The following is a 17,567-nucleotide window of genomic DNA, read 5'->3' on the forward strand; positions in this document are numbered from 1 at the left end:
CTAGGACCGCTGTTTCAGCTCGGGGAACTGGTCGTCGCGCCACTCATCGGCCAGGCGCACGTTCGCTGCCGCAGCCTCGGTCTCCCGCGCCCGCAGCTCCACCCGGCGGATCTTGCCCGAGTTGGTCTTGGGCAGCTCGAAGAACTCCACCCGGCGCACCCGCATGTACGGCGGCAGGCCGTTGCGGGCGTGCCGCAGCACCGCCAGGGCCGTCTCGGCATCCGGCGCCCAGCCCGCCGCAAGGGCCACATAGGCCTTGGCGATGTTCAGCCGGGTGTCGTCGGGGGCGGGCACAACGGCGGCCTCCATCACGGCAGGGTGCTCGATCAGCACGCTCTCCACCTCGAACGGCGAGACCTTGTAGTCGGAGGACTTGAAGATGTCGTCGGTGCGACCGATGAAGGTGAGGTAGCCGTTTTCGTCGCGGATGGCGACGTCGCCGGTGTGGAAGTACCCGTCGCGCAGCACCTCGGCGCTTCGCCGGGTGTCGCCGTGGTAGCCGGACATCAGGTTCGCGGCGGGCGTGCTGAGGTCCAGGCAGATCTCGCCCTCCTCGGTGAGGGCCCCGGTGACCGGGTCGACGAGCACCACGGCAACACCGGGCAGCGGCAGCCCCATCGAACCGGCCTTGAGGACCGAGCCGGGCACGTTGCCCACGATCGCGGTGGTCTCGGTCTGGCCGTAGCCGTCGCGGATGGTCAGACCCCAGGCGCGCTGAATCTGGTTGATGACCTCGGGGTTGAGCGGTTCACCCGCCGAGAGGATCTCGCGCAGACTCGCCGGCTTGGCGCCGACATCCGCCTGGATCAGCATGCGCCACACCGTCGGCGGCGCGCAGAAGGTGCTGACGGCGGCGCGGTGCAGCTGGTGGGCCAGCGCGGCGGGGTTGAATCGCGAGTAGTTGTAGATGAACACCGTGGCCTCGGCGATCCACGGCGAGAAGAAGCAGCTCCAGGCGTGCTTGCCCCAGCCCGGTGAGCTGATTGCCAGGTGTACGTCATCGGGGCGGAGGCCCAGCCAGTACATCGTGGTGAGGTGCCCGACCGGGTACGAGGTCTGGCTGTGCACCACCATCTTGGGCTTGCTCGTGGTGCCGGAGGTGAAGTAGATCAGCGACGGGTCGGTGGAGGATACCGCGACGTCGACCTTGTCGGCTTCGGCGCGGTGCGACTCGGCGTAGTCGGTCCAGCCCGCTGCCGGCTCGCCGACGCAGATACGCGAGTACTCCCCGGGCACGTCGGCGAACTTGGCGGTGTCCGGGGTGTTGGCGATCACGTGCTGCACGCCGGCGCGCAGCACCCTGTCGGCCAGGTCGTGGCTGCCGAGCACCGTGGAGGTGGGCAGGATGACCGCGCCGACCTTCAGGATGGCGAGCATGGTCTCCCACAGCTCCACCTGGTTGCCGAGCATGAGCATGACGTGGTCGCCCCGGGTGACGCCGTGCTGCACGAGCCAGGTGGCGACCTGGTCGGAGCGGGTGACCATCGCGTCGAAGCTGACCTTCAGTTCGCGGCCGTCTTCCTCGACGATCCACAGGGCGGTCTTGTTGTTGCCGGTGGCGATCACGTCGAACCAGTCGGTGGCCCAGTTGAAGCTGTCGCCCACGTCCGGCCAGACGAAGGCGGCGGCGGCGCCCTGGTGGTCGGCCCGCAGCTCGAGGAGCTGGTCGCGGGCGCGGCGGAAGTTGGTCGTACTCGGGCGCTCAGTCATGGTTCCATCTTCCTCACCCTGGATGCCTCCACGGGCATGGACACCCATCTGGCTGGGAATATGTGCACGAAGGGGTGTTCGGCCAGGCCGAAGCGGGCCAGACTGCGGGCATGGCAGTCGCAACAGCCGTATCCCCCATGCTCGCCAGGGCCGTCGCCACGGTTCCCGAACCGGACAGTGTGCCCGGCGGGTTGAGCTACGAGCCCAAGTGGGACGGCTTCCGCAGCATTGTCACCTTCGACGGCACCAGCAGCACGATCGCCAGCCGCGGATCCAAGATGCTCACCCGGTACTTCCCCGAACTCACCTACGCGTTCGAAGACCTGCTGCCGGAGCCCTGCGTCCTCGACGGCGAGATCGTGCTGCGCACCGGGGACCCGGGCAGCGAACACCTCTCCTGGGAGCAGCTGTCGCAGCGCATCCACCCGGCGGCCAGCCGGGTGCGCCGGCTCGCCGACGAGACCCCGGCCACCTTCGTCGCCTTCGACCTGCTCTCTCGCAATGGTCACAGCCTGCTCGACACCCCGTTCGTCGACCGCCGGGCGGCCCTCGAAGACCTGATCGGCGACCTCGGCGACCCCATCCACCTCACCCGAACCACGCGGGATGTCGCCCTGGCCCGAAGGTGGCTGATCGAGTTCGAGGGCGCGGGCCTTGACGGCATCGTCGCCAAGCCGCTCGCGGCCGTGTACGCGCCGGGCAAGCGGTCGATGTTCAAGGTGAAACACCACCGCTCGGCCGATGTCGTGCTGTTGGGCTACCGCACGCACGTGAGCGGCAGCGGTGTGGGATCGCTGCTACTCGGCCTCTACGGCGACGACGGTGAACTGCACAGCGTCGGCGGCGCATCCGCGTTCAGCGATGCCTGGCGGCTGCGGCTGATCGACGAGTTGGAACCGCTGGTGCTCCGCGACGAGGAGGGCGCCGTGGTCACCGGGGAGACCGAGCGCAACCGGTTCTCGGCGAACAAGGACACCTCCTTCGTGCGGTTGCAGCCCAGCCGCGTGCTCGAGGTGCGGTACGACCACATGGAGGGCGAGAGGTTTCGGCACACCGTGCAGTTCGAGCGGTGGCGCCCGGACCGGGACGCCCGGTCCTGCACCTTCGACCAGCTGGAACGGCCGATCGACTACGACCTCGGCGACGTGCTGGACTGACCGGCCGGATGACCGGGTGTGACGTCTGGCGCACCCCCAACCAAAGGAGAGCCCCGTGAGCACGGTGGTCATGTACAGCTCGGTGTCGGTGGACGGCTTCATCGCGGACGAGAACGACCAGCCCGGACCGCTGTTCGACTGGCTGTCCGGCGGTGACGTCCCGGTGGACGAGAGCGGCGCGGTGACGGTGTCGCAGACGTCCTACGACTACATCCGGCCCTACTGGGACCAGATCGGGGTGACGATCGTCGGCCGTCACGTCTTCGACATCACGGACGGCTGGGACGGGATGCCTCCGGGCGGGGTCGACCACGTGGTCGTGGTGACGCACCGGCCGAAGCCAGAGGGCTGGGCTGCCGAGGCGCCGTTTCACTTCGTCGACGGGGTCGAGGCAGCCGTGGCCACGGCGCGGGAGCTCGCGGGTGACCGCATCGTCGAGGTCGCCGCCGGCGATGTCGGTGGCCAGGTGCTCGCCGCGGGCCTGGTCGACGAGGTGCGCATGGACGTCGTCCCCGTCGTGTTCGGGTCCGGCAAGCGCTACTTCGGGTCGGTGCACGCACAGCACCTGTTGGAGGATCCGGACGTGGTGATTCAGGGCACCCGGGTGCTCCACCTGCGCTTTCGGATGCGCCGCTGACCGATCACCGGCACCGCGGGGTCACGATCGTTCGGTGGCTAGTCCTTGCGGCCGGCGATGAAGTAGGCGATCGGGCCGGCGTAGTTGATCGAGATCACGGCGGCCCAGACACCCTTGGGTCCGTTGACCTTCTTTGCCGGCCGGTGCGCCAGGTCGCTCCAGGCGAGTCCGGCCAGAACCAGCTGCACGAGACCGCCGGCGATGACGCCGGATTTCTGGCCTCCGGTCATCTCGCTCCACTTCCGTGATGCCATGGTTTTCTCCCATCGTTGCCGCGCAGGCACCGGAACTGGCGGAGCGCGTTAGTCGCATCATGCCACCGGCGCACCGCTCGCGCGACGCGCCGGGACATTGAGCTGTCAGTGCCGCTTATGCTGGTGTTCCCCTCTCGCGCGCGTAGACGCGGGCGCCCGCGTAAGAAAGCCACCATGATCGCCGATATCGACACCCTTCCCCCGCTCGTGTTCGGTGAACCGAGCGAGTTCCGCGAACTGATGGTGGCCCTGGTCATGACCGGGGCGAAGACCGGCTCCTCCAACCTGCGGGTCGCCTACGAGATGACCGATGAGGCGCTGCCCACCGTGGGCTCGCTCTACGCCCTGGTCGACTCCGCCAACACCCGGGTCGCCGTGCTCGAGATCCTCGAGGTGGTGGAGACCACGGTTCGTGAGGTCACCCTCGAGCAGGCGCAGCACGAAGCGCCGACGCTCGAGCACTGGCGCACCGTGCACCGCGACTACTGGGAGACCCTGGTTCCCGCCGTCCGCAAGCACCTCGGCGAGCCCGACTGGCAGCTGACGGATGATGAACCCGTGATCAGCAAGGTGTTCAGGGTCTTTTAGCTCGTCGGGGCTGGAAATGCGCGCGGTCCTGGGGCATCATCAGCCGGCGCGACGGGAGGCAGCGATGATACCGGCCACCACGAGCAGGAGCCCAATGCCCACGACAGCCGTGAGAAGCCAGGTGACCAGGTCGAACCCACCCGGCACCAACTCACGGGCCGCCATGAACGCCGCGAGCGCGAGCATCAGGGCGCCCCAGAGGATGGTCGCGAAGAGCGGTCGTTGTCTGGGCAGCCGGTCAGGCGTCGGGGAGGAAGTCTCTGACGCCGGTGAGGTCTTCAGCGGCGTGGTTTCGGTGGGGCTGTTCGGGTCGGTCATGGTGTTCTCCTACGAGCTCAGTGCCGGCTACCGCAGTGCCGGTTGGTTGATGGTGACCTGGCCGAAGAGCGTCCAGACCCGGACTGTCGTGACGCCGGTGCCGCGGCCCTCGGCCACGACGCGGGAGTCGTGGAACAGCACGCCGCCCCTGTCGAGATCGTCCATTCCCGTGTAATCCACCCCGCCGGCGAGGCTGCTGGCCTCGACGGCCACGGTGCGGTTGTCGGGCAGCAGCAGCTCAACGTCGCCGAACGCGATCCAGACATCGACGGTGTGGTCGGCGCCGGCCGGCGCGGTGTCGACATCCGTCAGATCGATCACGGGTGCGCCGGCGAACATCGCGAAGCCGTTGGGGCTGCTGGTGGTGTACTGCCAGGTGGGATCGCCGACGGGGACCACATCGGTTCCCACCGGGATGACGGCGGTCCAGGCCATGGCGCCGGCCAGGACGATGCTGAAGAAGTTCAGCCAGCCGCCCTCCTTGCCCCGCACTCCGGCGACGACGATGCCCAGGGCGATCACGGCGAGCGCGGCGGAGGCACCCACCAGGAAGGCGCTGTTCGACCAGGCCCCGTCGGCAACGAAGGATGCCGCAACGGCTCCCGCGCTGAGGGCGAGACCGGCGACGACGGAGATGAAGCCGGCGCCGAGGTGCTTGCGGCGCTGGATCGCCCGGTAGCTGTGCGGGTCGAAGGTGGACGCCGGAGCAGACTGGCCGGGGTCCGTCCCGTACGGGGCGGCGGACCCATAGGGCGCAGAGCCGTACGGCGCTGATCCGTGCGGCGCTGATCCGTACGGCGCTGAACCGGCCGCGCTGGTTTTGCCCGTCAGGTCGTCCCAGAGTGACGGGCCGGCGGCGGGCGGCTCCGGCACCGGCGGAATCGGCGGGATGAAGGTCGCGGTGGGGGTCGGCTGGGACGCACCAGCTGACTCGGACTGAGCGGTCGGCTGAGCCGCGCTCGGCTGAGCCGCGCCAGGCTGCGCTGTGCCCGGCTGCGGCGCGGTGCTGGGCTGGTACACCCCGGCGCCCTTGCCGCCAGCCGGCTGGTTACGCGGCGACGGCACTCGCTTGGCGATGTAGATCACCAGCACGATGATGCCCGCGGTGAGTCCGATGGCCCAGCTGGTGCGCAGCAGCACCTCCAGCCAGCCGGGCATCCCCCAGACCTCTGGCGGTCCCTGCCACCAGATTCCCTGCATCCACGGGACGAAGGTGAGAAACAGCAGCACACCGACGGCGATCATGGCGGGTTCGAAGATCTGCCGGGCGGCTTGCTCCACCAGGCTGCGACCGGACTCATCGGGCATCAACGCCCAGCCCACCGCGTACAGGAAGAAGATCGGGCCACCGAGGATGGCGACCACGACGGCGATGCCGCGCACGATCAACGGGTCGAGACCGGTGCGTGCCGCGACGGCCCCGCAGACGCCGGCCAGCCAACGATCCTGTCCACGCACGAAGCCGAGGCCACGCACCCAGTCGAAGAACGCGGCGCCGCCAGGGGCCTGGGGCGGCCGGGTGGCGCTTGGAGCGCCGTACGGGGTCGGCGGCGGGTTGTAGGACGGTGTCTCGGTCATGACTCCATCTTGCTGCCGTGCGGTGCGGCCGACCATGGGGGAAGACCCTGATTGCACCCTGACGAAGCGGTTCGGGGTGCGAGCGAGCAGCCCATGGGTGCTTGGATGGTGCTGTGACCGACCTGCGTCCCACCGACACCCGTTTCACCGGGCACCTCGTGCGGCCACGCCTGCGCATCGTGGCCGGCGTGTGCGCGGGGTTCGCCCGGCACTCCGGCCTGCCCGTCACCTTTGTGCGCACCGTGACCTTCGTACTGGCCCTCTGCGGCGGCGCCGGGGTGCTGCTCTACGGCTGGCTGTGGGCCACGACCCCCGACGAATCGGCGGATGGCGCGGCCGGCAGTGCCCCGCGCCGGGACCTCCTGCCCAAGGCCGCGCTCACCGGCTCCACCGTGACCCTGCCCGATGCGCGCACCCCGCCGGGCGCCCCGTCCGCCGGTGCGACGTCGGGTCCGGCCGTCGGAACGGCAGGGCCGGAGGCGGAGGCCGGCTCCGCGGAGCCCCGTCGCGCGCCGGTCACCGAGATCCTGCTGGGGCTCGCGCTGGTCGGTACGGCCGGCGCGTTGATCGCCAACCGGCTCGGCGCCGACCTGCCGTTGGACGCCATCATCCCCGCGATCGTGGCACTGGCGGGCACCGGGCTGGCCTGGCGCCAGTTCGCCGAGCTGCGCAGCGGCGCCGGTCCCCGCAGCTCCGGCATGCTGGTGCGAGCCCTCGGGGCGCTGGTCCTGGTGGCGCTGGGCATCCTGCTGTTCTTCGTCACCAGCGAGAACCCCAACGTCTGGACCGTCGTCGTGGCGGCCATGTCGGTGCTCGTCGGGGTCGCCGTGGTCGTGGCCCCCTGGGCGGTGCGGCTCACCCGCGACCTCTCCGACGAGCGGGCGGCACGCGAGAGGGAGGCCGGCCGGGCCGAGATGGCCGCGCACCTGCACGATTCGGTGCTGCAGACCCTTGCTCTCATCCAGCAGAAGGCGGGCCCGCACTCGGATGCCGCCAGGCTCGCCCGCGCCCAGGAACGCGATCTGCGGGACTGGCTGTTCACCGGGGCCGCGAACGGTCCGGTCGACCTGGCCGCGGAGCTGCGCGGTATCGCGACCACCGTCGAACGCGACTATGCGGTACACGTGGACGTCGTCGCGGTCGGCTCCGTCGACCGGGAGGTGCCCGAGGCCCTGCTCGCGGCCGCACGCGAAGCAATCCTCAACGCCGCAAGGCACGCCGGCGGCAGTGTGTCGGTGTACGTGGAGTCGTCGCCGACCGCCATCGAGGTCAGTGTCACCGACCGCGGGCCGGGCTTCACGATCGGTGACATCCCAGCCGACCGCATGGGCGTGCGCGAGTCGATCCTGGCCCGCATGCAGCGGGCCGGCGGCACCGCCTCGGTAAGCCCCGGCCCGGGTGGCACCGGCACCGAGATCCGGCTCTCCCTCCCCCTCGACATCCAGGAAGACACCCCATGAATGACCTCACCGTCGTGATCGTTGACGACCACTCGATCTTCCGGTCCGGGCTGCGCTCGGAGCTGGACCCGGCGCTGCGGGTGCTCGGCGAGGCGGCGACGGTCGACGAGGCCATCGCGGTGGTCGTCGCCACCCAGCCGCGGGTGGTGCTGCTCGACGTGCACCTGCCCGGTGGCACCGGCGGTGGCGGCGCCGAAGTGATCCGGGCCGCCGCGCCGCTGGCTCCGTCGACGCTGTTCCTGGCCCTGAGCGTGTCGGATGCGGCCGACGACGTCGTCACGGTCATCCGTGCCGGTGCCCGCGGATACATCACCAAGAGCGCGTCAGGGGCCGAGGTATCGGAAGCCGCCCGCCGGGTGGCCGGCGGGGACGCCGTCTTCTCGCCGCGCCTGGCCGGTTTTGTGCTGGATGCCTTCGGCGCGGTCGCCGGCGAGACCGCGGCGACCACCGACGAGCTCGACAGGCTTTCGGCCAGAGAGCAAGAGGTGATGCGGCTGATCGCCCGCGGTTACGCCTACAAGGAGGTCGCCAGTGCGCTCTTCATCTCCCCCAAGACCGTGGAGACCCACGTGTCAGCGGTGCTCCGCAAGCTGCAGCTCTCCAGCCGGCACGAACTCACGGCGTGGGCCACGGCGCGCAAACTGCTCTAGAGGGTTAGGCCGTGCCGAACCGCTCCACGAAGGCCTTCATGATGGTGGCCGGCTCGGTCACCGTCGAGGCATCGATGGCGGCGATGACCTCGTCATAGGCATCCGGCTCGAAGTAGCCGTTGTCGTGGTAGACCCGCAGCCTGGTGAGGATGCCGGCCTGGGTGAGTTCCGGATGGAACTGGGTGGCGTAGACGTTCCGGCCGATCCTGAACGCCTGAACCGGGCAGTCCTCCCCCGTGGCCAGCAGCATTGCACCGGTCGGCAGCACCGTGCAGGCCTCCTTGTGACCGACGAAGGCTTCGAAGGTCGGGGTGATCCGGCCGAAGAGCTGGTCGGCGCTGCCCTCGGGCGTGAGGCTCACCACGATGGGTCCGGCCACCTCCGACCAGGTGTCGTCGACGACGCCGTCGAGGTAGCTGGTGAGCAGGCCGATGCCGTAGCAGGCGCCGAGGAAGGGGAAGTCCTGGGCCACCACGTCGTCGAGTAGGCCGGCGAGTTCGCCTTCGACGCGGTGCTGCACCGCCGACTTGGTCTCGTCGGCGTCGCTCGCGTTGAACGGGCTGCCGCCCACGATCACGCCGGAGTAGTCGGCGAGGGTGATCGGCGGCATCGGGGCGGCCTCGAGGCGCACCCTGTGCAGCTGCTCGGGCAGCAGGCCGCCGGCGGCCAGGAAGCCGGCGTACTCGTCGTCGGCGGCTTCATCCTCGGAACGGGTCGCCAGCAGCAGAAAGGGCTTCACCGCCCCATGCTACCGAGTCTGGCGGCCAGGGCACCGGATGTGACTCCCGTCTTCTGGCATCGCCCTGTAGATTTGAGTCGATGAACACTCGAGCCGAGACCAGCCCGATCGCCACCCCGTACGAAGACCTGTTGCGTTTGGTTCTGGAAACCGGCGCCACCAAGGCCGACCGCACCGGCACCGGCACGCTGAGCGTGTTCGGCGCCCAGCTGCGCTTCGACCTCAGCCAGGGCTTCCCGCTGATCACCACCAAGCGGGTGCACTTCCCATCGCTGGCCTACGAGCTGCTCTGGTTCCTGCGCGGTGAGAGCAATGTGGGCTGGCTCAAGGAGCACGGCGTGCGCATCTGGAACGAGTGGGCCGACGAGCAGGGTGAACTCGGCCCGGTCTACGGCGTGCAGTGGCGCTCCTGGCCCACCCCGGCCGGCGGCCACATCGATCAGATCGCCCAGGTCATCGAGACCCTCAAGACCGACCCGGACTCCCGTCGGATCATCGTCTCGGCCTGGAACGTCGCCGACATCCCCGAGATGGCCCTGGCACCGTGCCACGCCCTGTTCCAGTTTTATGTGGCCGACGGCAAGCTCTCCTGCCAGCTCTACCAGCGCAGCGCCGACCTGTTCCTCGGCGTGCCGTTCAACATCGCCAGCTACGCGCTGCTCACCCACCTCGTCGCCGCGCAGACCGGCCTCGAGGTCGGCGACTTCATCTGGACCGGCGGCGACTGCCATATCTACTCCAACCACCTCGAACAGGTCACCGAGCAGCTGCGCCGCGCCCCGTTCCCGGCGCCCCAGCTGAAGATCACCACCGAGCGCGACAGCATCTTCGACTACGAGTTCGAGGACCTCGAGGTCGTCGACTACGTGCACCACCCCGCGATCAAGGCTCCAGTTGCCGTCTGAGGACGCCCGGATCGGGTTGATCTGGGCGCAGGCGGTCAACGGGGTCATCGGCGACGCCGGCAGCATCCCCTGGCGACTGCCCGAGGACCTCATCCGGTTCAAGGAGCTCACCCTCGGCGGCGCCGTGATCATGGGCCGCCGCACCTGGGACTCGCTGCCGGAACGGTTCCGCCCGCTGGCCGGGCGCGACAATATCGTCGTCACCCGCCAGGAGGACTGGGTCGCCGAAGGCGCCACCGTGCTGCACTCCCTGACGGCCGCGCTGGACTGGGCCGCCCAGGAGTCCGCTGCCGCCCCCCAACGCGTCTGGATCATCGGTGGCGGCGAGATCTATCGCCAGGCCATGCCGCTGGCCGATCATCTCGAGGTCACCGAGGTCGACGCCGAACCCGTCGGAGACACCCTGGCTCCGGTGATCGACGCCGCGTTCACGCAGACCGCCGTCACCGAGTGGCAGACCTCCCGCACAGACCTCCGCTACCGCTTCGTGAGCTACCATCGCGAACCCGCCTAGCCACCGCCAGGGCGCCGCAACACACGCCCGGTGAACGTGCGCCTAGCGGTCGGCCGGCGCCAGCTGACGCGCCCGACGCTGCAGGGCCGGCTGAATCCGGAACTGTCCGGTGAGCGCGAGCACCGCGATGACAACGGCCATCACGATCCAGGCCACCCAGCCCAGAGGGCCGAGCACCACAGGGTCGGCGGAGGTGCCGTCAACGGCCACCAGGAACAGGAAGCCCGCGGCGGCATTGTATGCGCCGTGTGCGAAGACCGCCGGCCACACCGAGCCGGTGCGGAGCCGCAGCCAGCCGATCAGGACGCCATAGAACATGCAGCCCCCGATCATGAGGGCGACGCCGAGCAGGTTGGGCTGGGCGAAGTTGTAGCCGAGCAGGATCACCGGGCTGTGCCAGAACCCCCAGACCGCCCCGCTGATCAGCAAGGCCGGCCAGGTGCCCAGCGGGCGCAGGGACGGCAGCAGCCAGCCGCGCCAGCCGATCTCTTCGCCCAGCGCGAAGAGACCGTTGAAGATCGCGGCCACCGGGAGCGTCAGCAATTGCAGGAGCACGATGACCCCAACCGGAACCGAGGACGGTGCGGCCGTCCCGGCGGGATCGGCGTCCTGCAGCACCTGCGCGAAGCCGGAGAAGGTCACAAGATCAAGCTGCACGAGCCCGAGCGCCGCGGCGAGGAATACGCCCGTGATCACCAGCAGGGCACTGCCGAGAAGGCCGAACACGGTCATCCAGAGAGTGCGTTTGAGCGGGCGCAACGGCCACAGGCCGAGGTACTCCGGGATGGATCGGGGGCGGGGGCGCTGCACCACGAGCACCACGAAGAGCGCGGCGATGCCGGGGGTGAACATCATGACCGGCAGCAGGAGTGCGGCGAGCGGGTTGGCCAGTCCGCTGCCGTCCAGCCAGAGCGGGAGGGCCACCAGCCAGGCGAGGCCGCACGCCAGAATCACGAACACCGCCACCGCGGTCCACGGCACCCGATCCGGAAATGGAACCGCCGCCGCGGTGGTCGAGGGTTGTGGATCGCTGAGGGTTGGTGTGCTCATGGCTGCAACGCTAGTCAGCAACCGACCGGCCGACATCCGTCGCTCGGCGGAGATGCCGGGAGCCGCGCTACGGGTCCTGGCGGGCCCGGCTGGGTTGTACCCGCGGGGGTTCGCCGGGCATCTTGGGATAGTCCGGCGGGAAGGGCAGCTCGCCCAGCCCGGCGGCCAGGTCGCGTTCCCACCACTCAAGCAATACGTCGATACGGCCCGGCTTCTCGTGCATCTGCGCCCAGGGATCGCCGGTGCTCTGCAGGCGCTTCGGCACGGTCAGGATGGTGTGCGCCTTGGGGTCGGTGCTCCCCAGTTCGTCCCAGGTGATCGGGCACGACACCGGCGCATGGGCGAGCGCCCGCGGGCTGTAGGCACCGGCCATGGTGCGGTCCCGGTTCGCCTGGTTGAAGTCCACGAAGATGCGGGCCCCGCGCTCTTCCTTCCACCAGTTCGTGGTGACAGTCGTCGGCATCCGCCGTTCGACCTCGCGGGCGGCCGCGATCACCGCGTGCCGCACCACCTGGAACTCGCGGGTCGGCTCGATGGGCGCGAAGACGTGCAGGCCGCGGTTGCCGGAGGTCTTGACGAACGCGGTGAGGCCCGCCTCGGCGAGCACGGCACGCAGCTCGATGGCCACCGGGATGGCGTCGTCGAAGTCGGTGCCTGGCTGCGGGTCGAGGTCGATACGCAGCTGGTCGGGGTTGTCGGTGTCCTCTGCCCGCGATGGCCAGGGGTGAAAGACCACGGTGTTCATCTGCACCGCCCAGACGGCACCGGCCGGTTCGTCGATCACGAGCTGCGGATGGGTGCGCCCGCTCGGATAGACCACCGGCACCGCCCGCACGAACTCGGGGGCGCCCTTGGGCGGGTTCTTCGAGAAGAACTGTTCGCCGTCGATGCCGCCCGGAAACCGTTGCAGCGACACCGGGCGGTCGCCGTTCGCGGCGACGAAGGACTCCCCCACCGCCACGAGGTACTCGGCCAGGTCGAGTTTGGTGATGCCGACCTCCGGCCAGAGCACCCGGCTCGGGCTGGAGACGCGCATGACTCTTTCGCCGTGTGGCCCTTGGACAACAAGCTCCGTCGCTTCACTCGCCATGCGCCCAACCTAACCCGGATCTCCCCCGCGAACCGTGAGTCAAGCCTCAGAAATTCGCGATTTCTGGGGCTTGTCTCCCAGCTCGCGGATGTCTTCGCGCGGCGCCGAATCCGACCTGATGCCCGGCGTCGACCTCGGCGGCGTCACAACGTTGCTCGGCGAACCCTCGGAGCCGACCACGACACTGTTCATCTGAGCGAGGTCAGACGCCGTAGTCCTCGGCCGGCGAGGAGATGCTGGTGATCGTGCGCTCGGGATTGTCGGTCGACACCCACACCGAGATCGACGAGTTGTCTCGTGGATTCGCGTCGCTTCTGGGGATAGCGACCCCGCCGACGAACACGGTGAAGCTGTCCTCGTCGGTCACGGTGTGCGGATACTGATCGGCGAGCGCAAGCGCCGAGTCGCCGATCTGGATACCGTCTATCGTCGTCAGTGACACGCCGTTCAGTTCCGGCGCCTCGAGAACGACGTAGTAGTTCGAGTCCAGCGGCGCCGTGGCGGGCCAGTCCTCGTCCACTATCCGCAGCCCTGGCCAGTCGTAGCGGGTCTGGGGGCCGGGCTCGACGGTGGGATACTCCCTGTCCACGACCGGGTCGACGCCGAAGGCCGCGGTCAGGGCGGCGACGACGTCCTCGATCGGGTCGAAGTAGCTGAAGGACACCACGCTTTCGTCGCTCGAGGTCACCTGCATGGCCTCGGGCGTCACAACGATTCCGGTGACGGTGGCGGCGGCCGCGGGTGCGGGTGTTTCCGTCGGCACCGGCGTTGCGGTCGGGCTGGCGACGGATGTCTGTGACGGCTCTGGCGAGGCCGCGGTGCCTGCCGATCCCTCCCCGGCGCAGCCCGTGAGCGCCACTGCCAAAGCCCCGATCAGAACGAATAAACGTGCACGAACAATGGATCTCCCCCGAGATGTCGCCATGTGCTTAGGCTATCGACGGCAGCCCGCGAACACCCAGAACCGACCACCCCAGTTCGGGGTGGTCGGACCGGTCGAGCCTAGTGCGCGACCTATTGCGCGGCCCCCGCGATGTTGACCATCCAGGCCACTCCGAACTTGTCGACGCACATGCCGAAACTATCGCCCCACGGCGCGACCTCCAGCGGCATCGTCACCGATCCGCCGTCGACAAGCCGGTCCCACTAGGCGCGCAAGACTGTGGCGTCGTCACTGTCGCCGCTGAGCGAGACCGAGTAGTTGTTGCCGGGCGTGTACTCCATGGCGTTCGGGGTGTCCGCCGCCATCAACGACAGGCCGTTCGGGGTGGTGAGCGCCGCGTGCATGGTCTTGTCCTGCTCGCTCGGGTCCTCGCTGGCCTGGTATTCCGCGAACGTGCTGCGCGTCAATTCGCCGCCGAAGATCGAGTGGTAGAACTCCATCGCCTCCTTGGCGTTGTCACGAAATCCGAGATAGGGGTTGAGCTTCGTGCTCATGATGTCTCCTCGCTGCCCGGACCTCGCTGCCCGTGCCATCGGTGGTGGAAGGTGCGTCTGCGTACGCTGCCGATTATCAACCGGACGGCGCAGATGCGCGAGGTGTGCGCCGCATCAGGCCGTTCGCGTCAGCACGGCTGCGCCACCGGCAGCAGCTCGGCGGGCACGGGCCGCGAGATCAGGTAGCCCTGTGCGGTGTCGCAGCCCATGGCCCGAAGCAGGTGCAACTGGCCGGGACGTTCCACCCCCTCAGCGGTCACCCGCAGGCCCAGCGCGTGGGCCGTGTCGATGACCCCACCCACCAGAAGCGCGTCCTGGGGCGAGTCCTCGATCGTGTCGATGAAGGTCTTGTCGATCTTCACGGTTGTCAGTGGGAGGTCACGCAACATCGCCAGCGACGAGTACCCGGTTCCGTAGTCGTCGAGCGCGATGCTCAGGCCCGCGTCCCGCAACGCCTGCAGCTGGCCGATCGCCCGCGGCAGGTCGGTGATCGCGGACCCCTCGGTGATCTCAATCTGCAGCAGCTCCGCGGGCACCCCATGGGCGGCGAGTGCCGCGAGCACCTGCGGAACCAGGGTGCGGGCGGCCAGCTGCAGCGGCGACACATTGATCGCGATGCTGCGTGGCTCACCCGCATCCAGCCACTGGCGCGCCTGGGCGCACGCCTGGTCGATCACCCACTCACCGATGCGGTGGATGTCGCCGGACAGCTCCGTGATCGGGATGAACTCGGCCGGCGACACCTCACCCAGCACCCTGTCGTTCCAGCGCAGCAGAGCCTCGACGGCGGAGCAGTCTCCCGTGACCAGGTCCAGTTGCGGTTGATAGTTCAGTGCGAAGGTGCGGGATTCGAACGCCGCCGTGAGCCGACGGCGGATGAGCGCGTTCCGGGTGATCGGCGCGGCGCCCTGTCCGTCGAGCCTTGCCACTTGGCGTTTGCCGGACTGTTTGGCCTTGATCATTGCTCCGTCGGCGTGTCTGAGCAGCGCGTCGAGCTGGTTCAGCTCCAGTTCGTCGACCACGTCGACGGCCATCGAGACACCTACCGACGCGGATACGTGCAGCAGGTGGCCGTCGCTCGGGAACGGTGCGGTGGCACTGATCAGCACTCGGTCCGCGACGTCGAGGGCCTGGGCCTCCGTCACGTTCACCAGAAGCGCCGCGAATTCGTCCCCACCCAGCCGGGCCAGAACATCCGTGGGACGCACCAGCCTGCGCAGCCGGTCGGCGAATTCGACGAGGACCTCGTCGCCGGCCCGATGTCCGAAGGTGTCGTTCACGGCCTTGAACCCGTCAAGGTCGATGAACAACACGGCCACGCCGGCCAGGTCATCCGCGGTGAACGTCGAGCCCCGCTCCTCAAGCTGGCGCCGGTTGGCCAGTCCGGTGAGGGAATCGTGCAGTGCGGCGTAGCGGAAGTCGGACGACAGCCGCTCGAACAGCTGGGACACCGCGACAACACCGGGCCCGGCATCGGTGAGTACCAGCACGTCCCGATATCGGGACTCCTCCGGCAGGGCGAGGATGCGCTGGGCGGCGTGGCCGAGTTCGAGGTTTCCCGGCAGCGAGAAGGAATTCTCCGACACCATCTGCGCCGCGGTTGACCTCACGTGCAACCCCCGTCCGTAGCCGAGTCGCCCGGTGAGCGTGTACTCCACGTGCTCGCGCGACAACAGCGCGTATCGTTCACCGTCGTGCACGACCAGGGAGCGGAGCTGGCGCTCGGCCCGGAAAGTCCGGTCGATGTCGGCCAGCGGGGTGTCTCCCGGTACCAGTCGGGCGGGTGTGGCCAGTTCGCCGACGCTGACGGGCCGGTCAGCATGCAGTTCCCGGGCTACAGGCGGAAATTCTAAGCTCATACAAAATCAATACCGGAGCGACTGGGTGTCACAAAACCCGCTCGCCGCCGTTTGCCGCGCGTTAAGGTTCCGCGCACCCCCAAAACGGCCACATCGAGGTGCAGGTCACCGGGCCGCTGAGCGATGACCAGGGAGGGACACCGACATCCACAGCTACCGAAGGTCGGTTAAGCTGACGCTGAGCAGGCAGCGCCTGTGAGTGTCGATATCGAAGGACCCCCATGGACCACGTCGCCAGTATCGTCGCCGATATTCACCTGACCAAGCCCGAGGCGCTGGCCGTAATCGCCGCGACGCTGGATGCCCCGGTGCAGGGGGCGCGGACGGCCTCCGCTTTCGTGGGGCTACCGCAGGGCGGCTGGGTGGAAGTGGACATCCCGAAATTCGGTGAGGCCCCGCCCCTCACCCTCGATGTGCACGATCCCCGCGGCCAGGCCGAGGCCCGCGCCTCCGCCCAGTCGCTGCTGGACCTGCTCGCCCACGTCGCCGGCTGGCCGGTGCACCACCTGCACGAATGAGGGCAACTCTATGCGTACGCACGGGTTCTTTCCCGTAGCGTGGAGCCATGAGCAACGAGACCCTCACTCCCAGCACGCTGCGTCCCAGTTACGTGGAGCCCGGCAAGGACTTCGATCGCGACACCAATTACATCGAAGACCGCATCGCCCTCGACGGCCGCGACGGCTGGCCGGTGGAACCCGGCCGCTACCGCCTGGTGGCCGCCCGCGCCTGCCCGTGGGCGAACCGCACCGCCATCGTGCGCCGGTTGCTCGGCTTGGAGCGGGTCATCTCCCTTGGCATGCCCGGCCCCACCCACGACAAAAACAGCTGGACCTTCGACCTCGACCCGAACGGAGTAGACCCGGTGCTGGGCATCGAGCGCATCCAGCAGGCCTACTTCGCGCGCTTTCCCGACTACCCCCGCGGCATCACGGTGCCGGCGCTCGTGGATGTACCCTCCGGCAAGGTCGTGACCAACAACTATCCCCAGATCACCCTGGACTTCGAGACCGAGTGGGCGGACTACCACCGGCCCGGCGCGCCCGACCTCTATCCGGTGGCCCTCCGCGCCGAGATCGACGAGGTCGCCAACCTGATCTTCCACGACGTCAACAACGGCGTCTACAAGTGTGGCTTCGCCGGCAGCCAGAAGTCCTACGAGCGGGCCTACGGCACCCTCTTCTCGAGGCTCGACTGGCTCGAAGAACGCCTGACGAACCAGCGCTACCTCGTGGGAGATACCATCACCGAGGCCGACATCCGCCTGTTCACCACGCTCGCCCGGTTCGACGCGGTCTATCACGGTCACTTCAAGTGCAACCGCAACAAGCTCAGCGAGATGCCGGTGCTCTGGGCCTACGCCCGCGACCTGTTCCAGACCCCGGGCTTCGGCGACACTATCGACTTCGAGCAGATCAAGAAGCACTACTACGTGACGCACAGCGACATCAACCCCACCGGCATCGTGCCCGCTGGGCCGGATGCGTCGGGGTGGCTGACCGCGCACGGCCGCGAGGCCCTGGGCGGCCGCCCGTTCGGCGACGGCACCCCGCCGGAGGCGCCGCTCGAAAGCGAGCGGGTGCCGGCGCTCTAGGCTGCACTGAGGTGCGGAGATCCCCCC

The 17,567-nt window shown here is 68.8% G+C and carries 18 protein-coding genes and 1 pseudogene; 9 read left to right on the forward strand and 10 right to left on the reverse strand.

What is annotated here, in order from left to right:
- Positions 1 to 1,710, reverse strand: a complete 1,710-nt coding sequence (locus C3B61_RS12415; protein WP_103460994.1) for an AMP-binding protein — start codon at positions 1,708 to 1,710, stop codon at positions 1 to 3.
- Between the two features lie 110 nt (positions 1,711 to 1,820).
- Between C3B61_RS12415 and C3B61_RS12420 the strand changes: the two genes are divergently transcribed.
- Together C3B61_RS12420 and C3B61_RS12425 are read left to right on the forward strand one after the other, a co-directional pair.
- Positions 1,821 to 2,867: an ATP-dependent DNA ligase gene (locus tag C3B61_RS12420; RefSeq protein WP_103461136.1), complete on the forward strand. Its 1,047-nt coding sequence runs from the start codon at positions 1,821 to 1,823 to the stop codon at positions 2,865 to 2,867.
- Between the two features lie 55 nt (positions 2,868 to 2,922).
- Positions 2,923 to 3,504: a dihydrofolate reductase family protein gene (locus tag C3B61_RS12425; RefSeq protein WP_103460995.1), complete on the forward strand. Its 582-nt coding sequence runs from the start codon at positions 2,923 to 2,925 to the stop codon at positions 3,502 to 3,504.
- A 38-nt stretch (positions 3,505 to 3,542) separates the two neighbouring features.
- Here the strand turns inward: C3B61_RS12425 and C3B61_RS12430 are convergent, their stop codons facing one another.
- Positions 3,543 to 3,758, reverse strand: coding sequence for a PLDc N-terminal domain-containing protein (locus tag C3B61_RS12430; RefSeq protein ID WP_088455915.1), 216 nt, complete (start codon positions 3,756 to 3,758; stop codon positions 3,543 to 3,545).
- A gap of 174 nt (positions 3,759 to 3,932) precedes the next feature.
- On the opposite strand from C3B61_RS12430, the gene C3B61_RS12435 reads away from it, so the two are divergent.
- Positions 3,933 to 4,346: an ASCH domain-containing protein gene (locus C3B61_RS12435; protein ID WP_165791163.1), complete on the forward strand. Its 414-nt coding sequence runs from the start codon at positions 3,933 to 3,935 to the stop codon at positions 4,344 to 4,346.
- Positions 4,347 to 4,385: 39 nt separating this feature from the next.
- Here the strand turns inward: C3B61_RS12435 and C3B61_RS12440 are convergent, their stop codons facing one another.
- Together C3B61_RS12440 and C3B61_RS12445 are read right to left on the reverse strand one after the other, a co-directional pair.
- Entirely contained in the window at positions 4,386 to 4,664 is a 279-nt protein-coding gene (locus C3B61_RS12440; RefSeq protein ID WP_103460997.1) for a hypothetical protein, read from the reverse strand.
- Between the two features lie 27 nt (positions 4,665 to 4,691).
- On the reverse strand, positions 4,692 to 6,242 hold the full coding sequence (locus tag C3B61_RS12445) for a PspC domain-containing protein (protein WP_165791164.1): 1,551 nt from the start codon (positions 6,240 to 6,242) through the stop codon (positions 4,692 to 4,694).
- 113 nt (positions 6,243 to 6,355) lie between these two features.
- On the opposite strand from C3B61_RS12445, the gene C3B61_RS12450 reads away from it, so the two are divergent.
- Both C3B61_RS12450 and C3B61_RS12455 read left to right on the forward strand, forming a co-directional pair.
- Positions 6,356 to 7,702 carry an ATP-binding protein gene (locus C3B61_RS12450; protein ID WP_244285928.1) on the forward strand — a complete coding sequence of 449 codons (1,347 nt, stop codon included), beginning with the start codon at positions 6,356 to 6,358 and terminating at the stop codon, positions 7,700 to 7,702.
- A complete protein-coding gene (locus C3B61_RS12455) occupies positions 7,699 to 8,352 on the forward strand; it encodes a LuxR C-terminal-related transcriptional regulator (RefSeq protein WP_103460999.1) in 654 nt (217 codons plus the stop codon). The genes C3B61_RS12450 and C3B61_RS12455 overlap by 4 nt, the downstream gene beginning before the upstream one ends.
- A gap of 4 nt (positions 8,353 to 8,356) precedes the next feature.
- Here the strand turns inward: C3B61_RS12455 and C3B61_RS12460 are convergent, their stop codons facing one another.
- Positions 8,357 to 9,091: a glutamine amidotransferase gene (locus tag C3B61_RS12460; RefSeq protein ID WP_103461000.1), complete on the reverse strand. Its 735-nt coding sequence runs from the start codon at positions 9,089 to 9,091 to the stop codon at positions 8,357 to 8,359.
- Positions 9,092 to 9,171: 80 nt separating this feature from the next.
- Between C3B61_RS12460 and C3B61_RS12465 the strand changes: the two genes are divergently transcribed.
- Positions 9,172 to 9,996, forward strand: a complete 825-nt coding sequence (locus tag C3B61_RS12465; protein WP_103461001.1) for a thymidylate synthase — start codon at positions 9,172 to 9,174, stop codon at positions 9,994 to 9,996.
- Positions 9,986 to 10,510, forward strand: coding sequence for a dihydrofolate reductase (locus tag C3B61_RS12470; RefSeq protein WP_240632434.1), 525 nt, complete (start codon positions 9,986 to 9,988; stop codon positions 10,508 to 10,510). The genes C3B61_RS12465 and C3B61_RS12470 overlap by 11 nt, the downstream gene beginning before the upstream one ends.
- A 42-nt stretch (positions 10,511 to 10,552) precedes the next feature.
- Here C3B61_RS12470 and C3B61_RS12475 read toward each other — a convergent pair whose 3' ends face one another.
- The 5 genes and pseudogenes from C3B61_RS12475 to C3B61_RS12495 all read right to left on the reverse strand — a co-directional run bounded on the left by C3B61_RS12475 (position 10,553) and on the right by C3B61_RS12495 (position 15,946).
- A complete protein-coding gene (locus tag C3B61_RS12475) occupies positions 10,553 to 11,560 on the reverse strand; it encodes a CPBP family intramembrane glutamic endopeptidase (protein WP_103461002.1) in 1,008 nt (335 codons plus the stop codon).
- A gap of 67 nt (positions 11,561 to 11,627) precedes the next feature.
- Entirely contained in the window at positions 11,628 to 12,650 is a 1,023-nt protein-coding gene (gene ligD / locus C3B61_RS12480; RefSeq protein WP_103461003.1) for a non-homologous end-joining DNA ligase, read from the reverse strand.
- A gap of 202 nt (positions 12,651 to 12,852) precedes the next feature.
- Positions 12,853 to 13,413, reverse strand: coding sequence for a hypothetical protein (locus tag C3B61_RS12485; protein ID WP_103461004.1), 561 nt, complete (start codon positions 13,411 to 13,413; stop codon positions 12,853 to 12,855).
- A 251-nt stretch (positions 13,414 to 13,664) separates the two neighbouring features.
- A pseudogene (locus tag C3B61_RS12490) lies at positions 13,665 to 14,087 on the reverse strand (VOC family protein).
- Between the two features lie 128 nt (positions 14,088 to 14,215).
- On the reverse strand, positions 14,216 to 15,946 hold the full coding sequence (locus C3B61_RS12495) for a putative bifunctional diguanylate cyclase/phosphodiesterase (RefSeq protein WP_103461005.1): 1,731 nt from the start codon (positions 15,944 to 15,946) through the stop codon (positions 14,216 to 14,218).
- A gap of 221 nt (positions 15,947 to 16,167) precedes the next feature.
- Between C3B61_RS12495 and C3B61_RS12500 the strand changes: the two genes are divergently transcribed.
- Both C3B61_RS12500 and C3B61_RS12505 read left to right on the forward strand, forming a co-directional pair.
- Positions 16,168 to 16,464 carry a hypothetical protein gene (locus C3B61_RS12500; protein ID WP_088455902.1) on the forward strand — a complete coding sequence of 99 codons (297 nt, stop codon included), beginning with the start codon at positions 16,168 to 16,170 and terminating at the stop codon, positions 16,462 to 16,464.
- A gap of 47 nt (positions 16,465 to 16,511) precedes the next feature.
- Positions 16,512 to 17,540: a glutathione S-transferase family protein gene (locus tag C3B61_RS12505; RefSeq protein WP_103461006.1), complete on the forward strand. Its 1,029-nt coding sequence runs from the start codon at positions 16,512 to 16,514 to the stop codon at positions 17,538 to 17,540.
- Positions 17,541 to 17,567 lie beyond the last annotated feature (27 nt).

Origin of the sequence: Cryobacterium zongtaii, from assembly GCF_002909375.1 — a bacterium.
In the GTDB taxonomy this organism is placed as follows: Bacteria; Actinomycetota; Actinomycetes; order Actinomycetales; family Microbacteriaceae; genus Cryobacterium; species Cryobacterium zongtaii.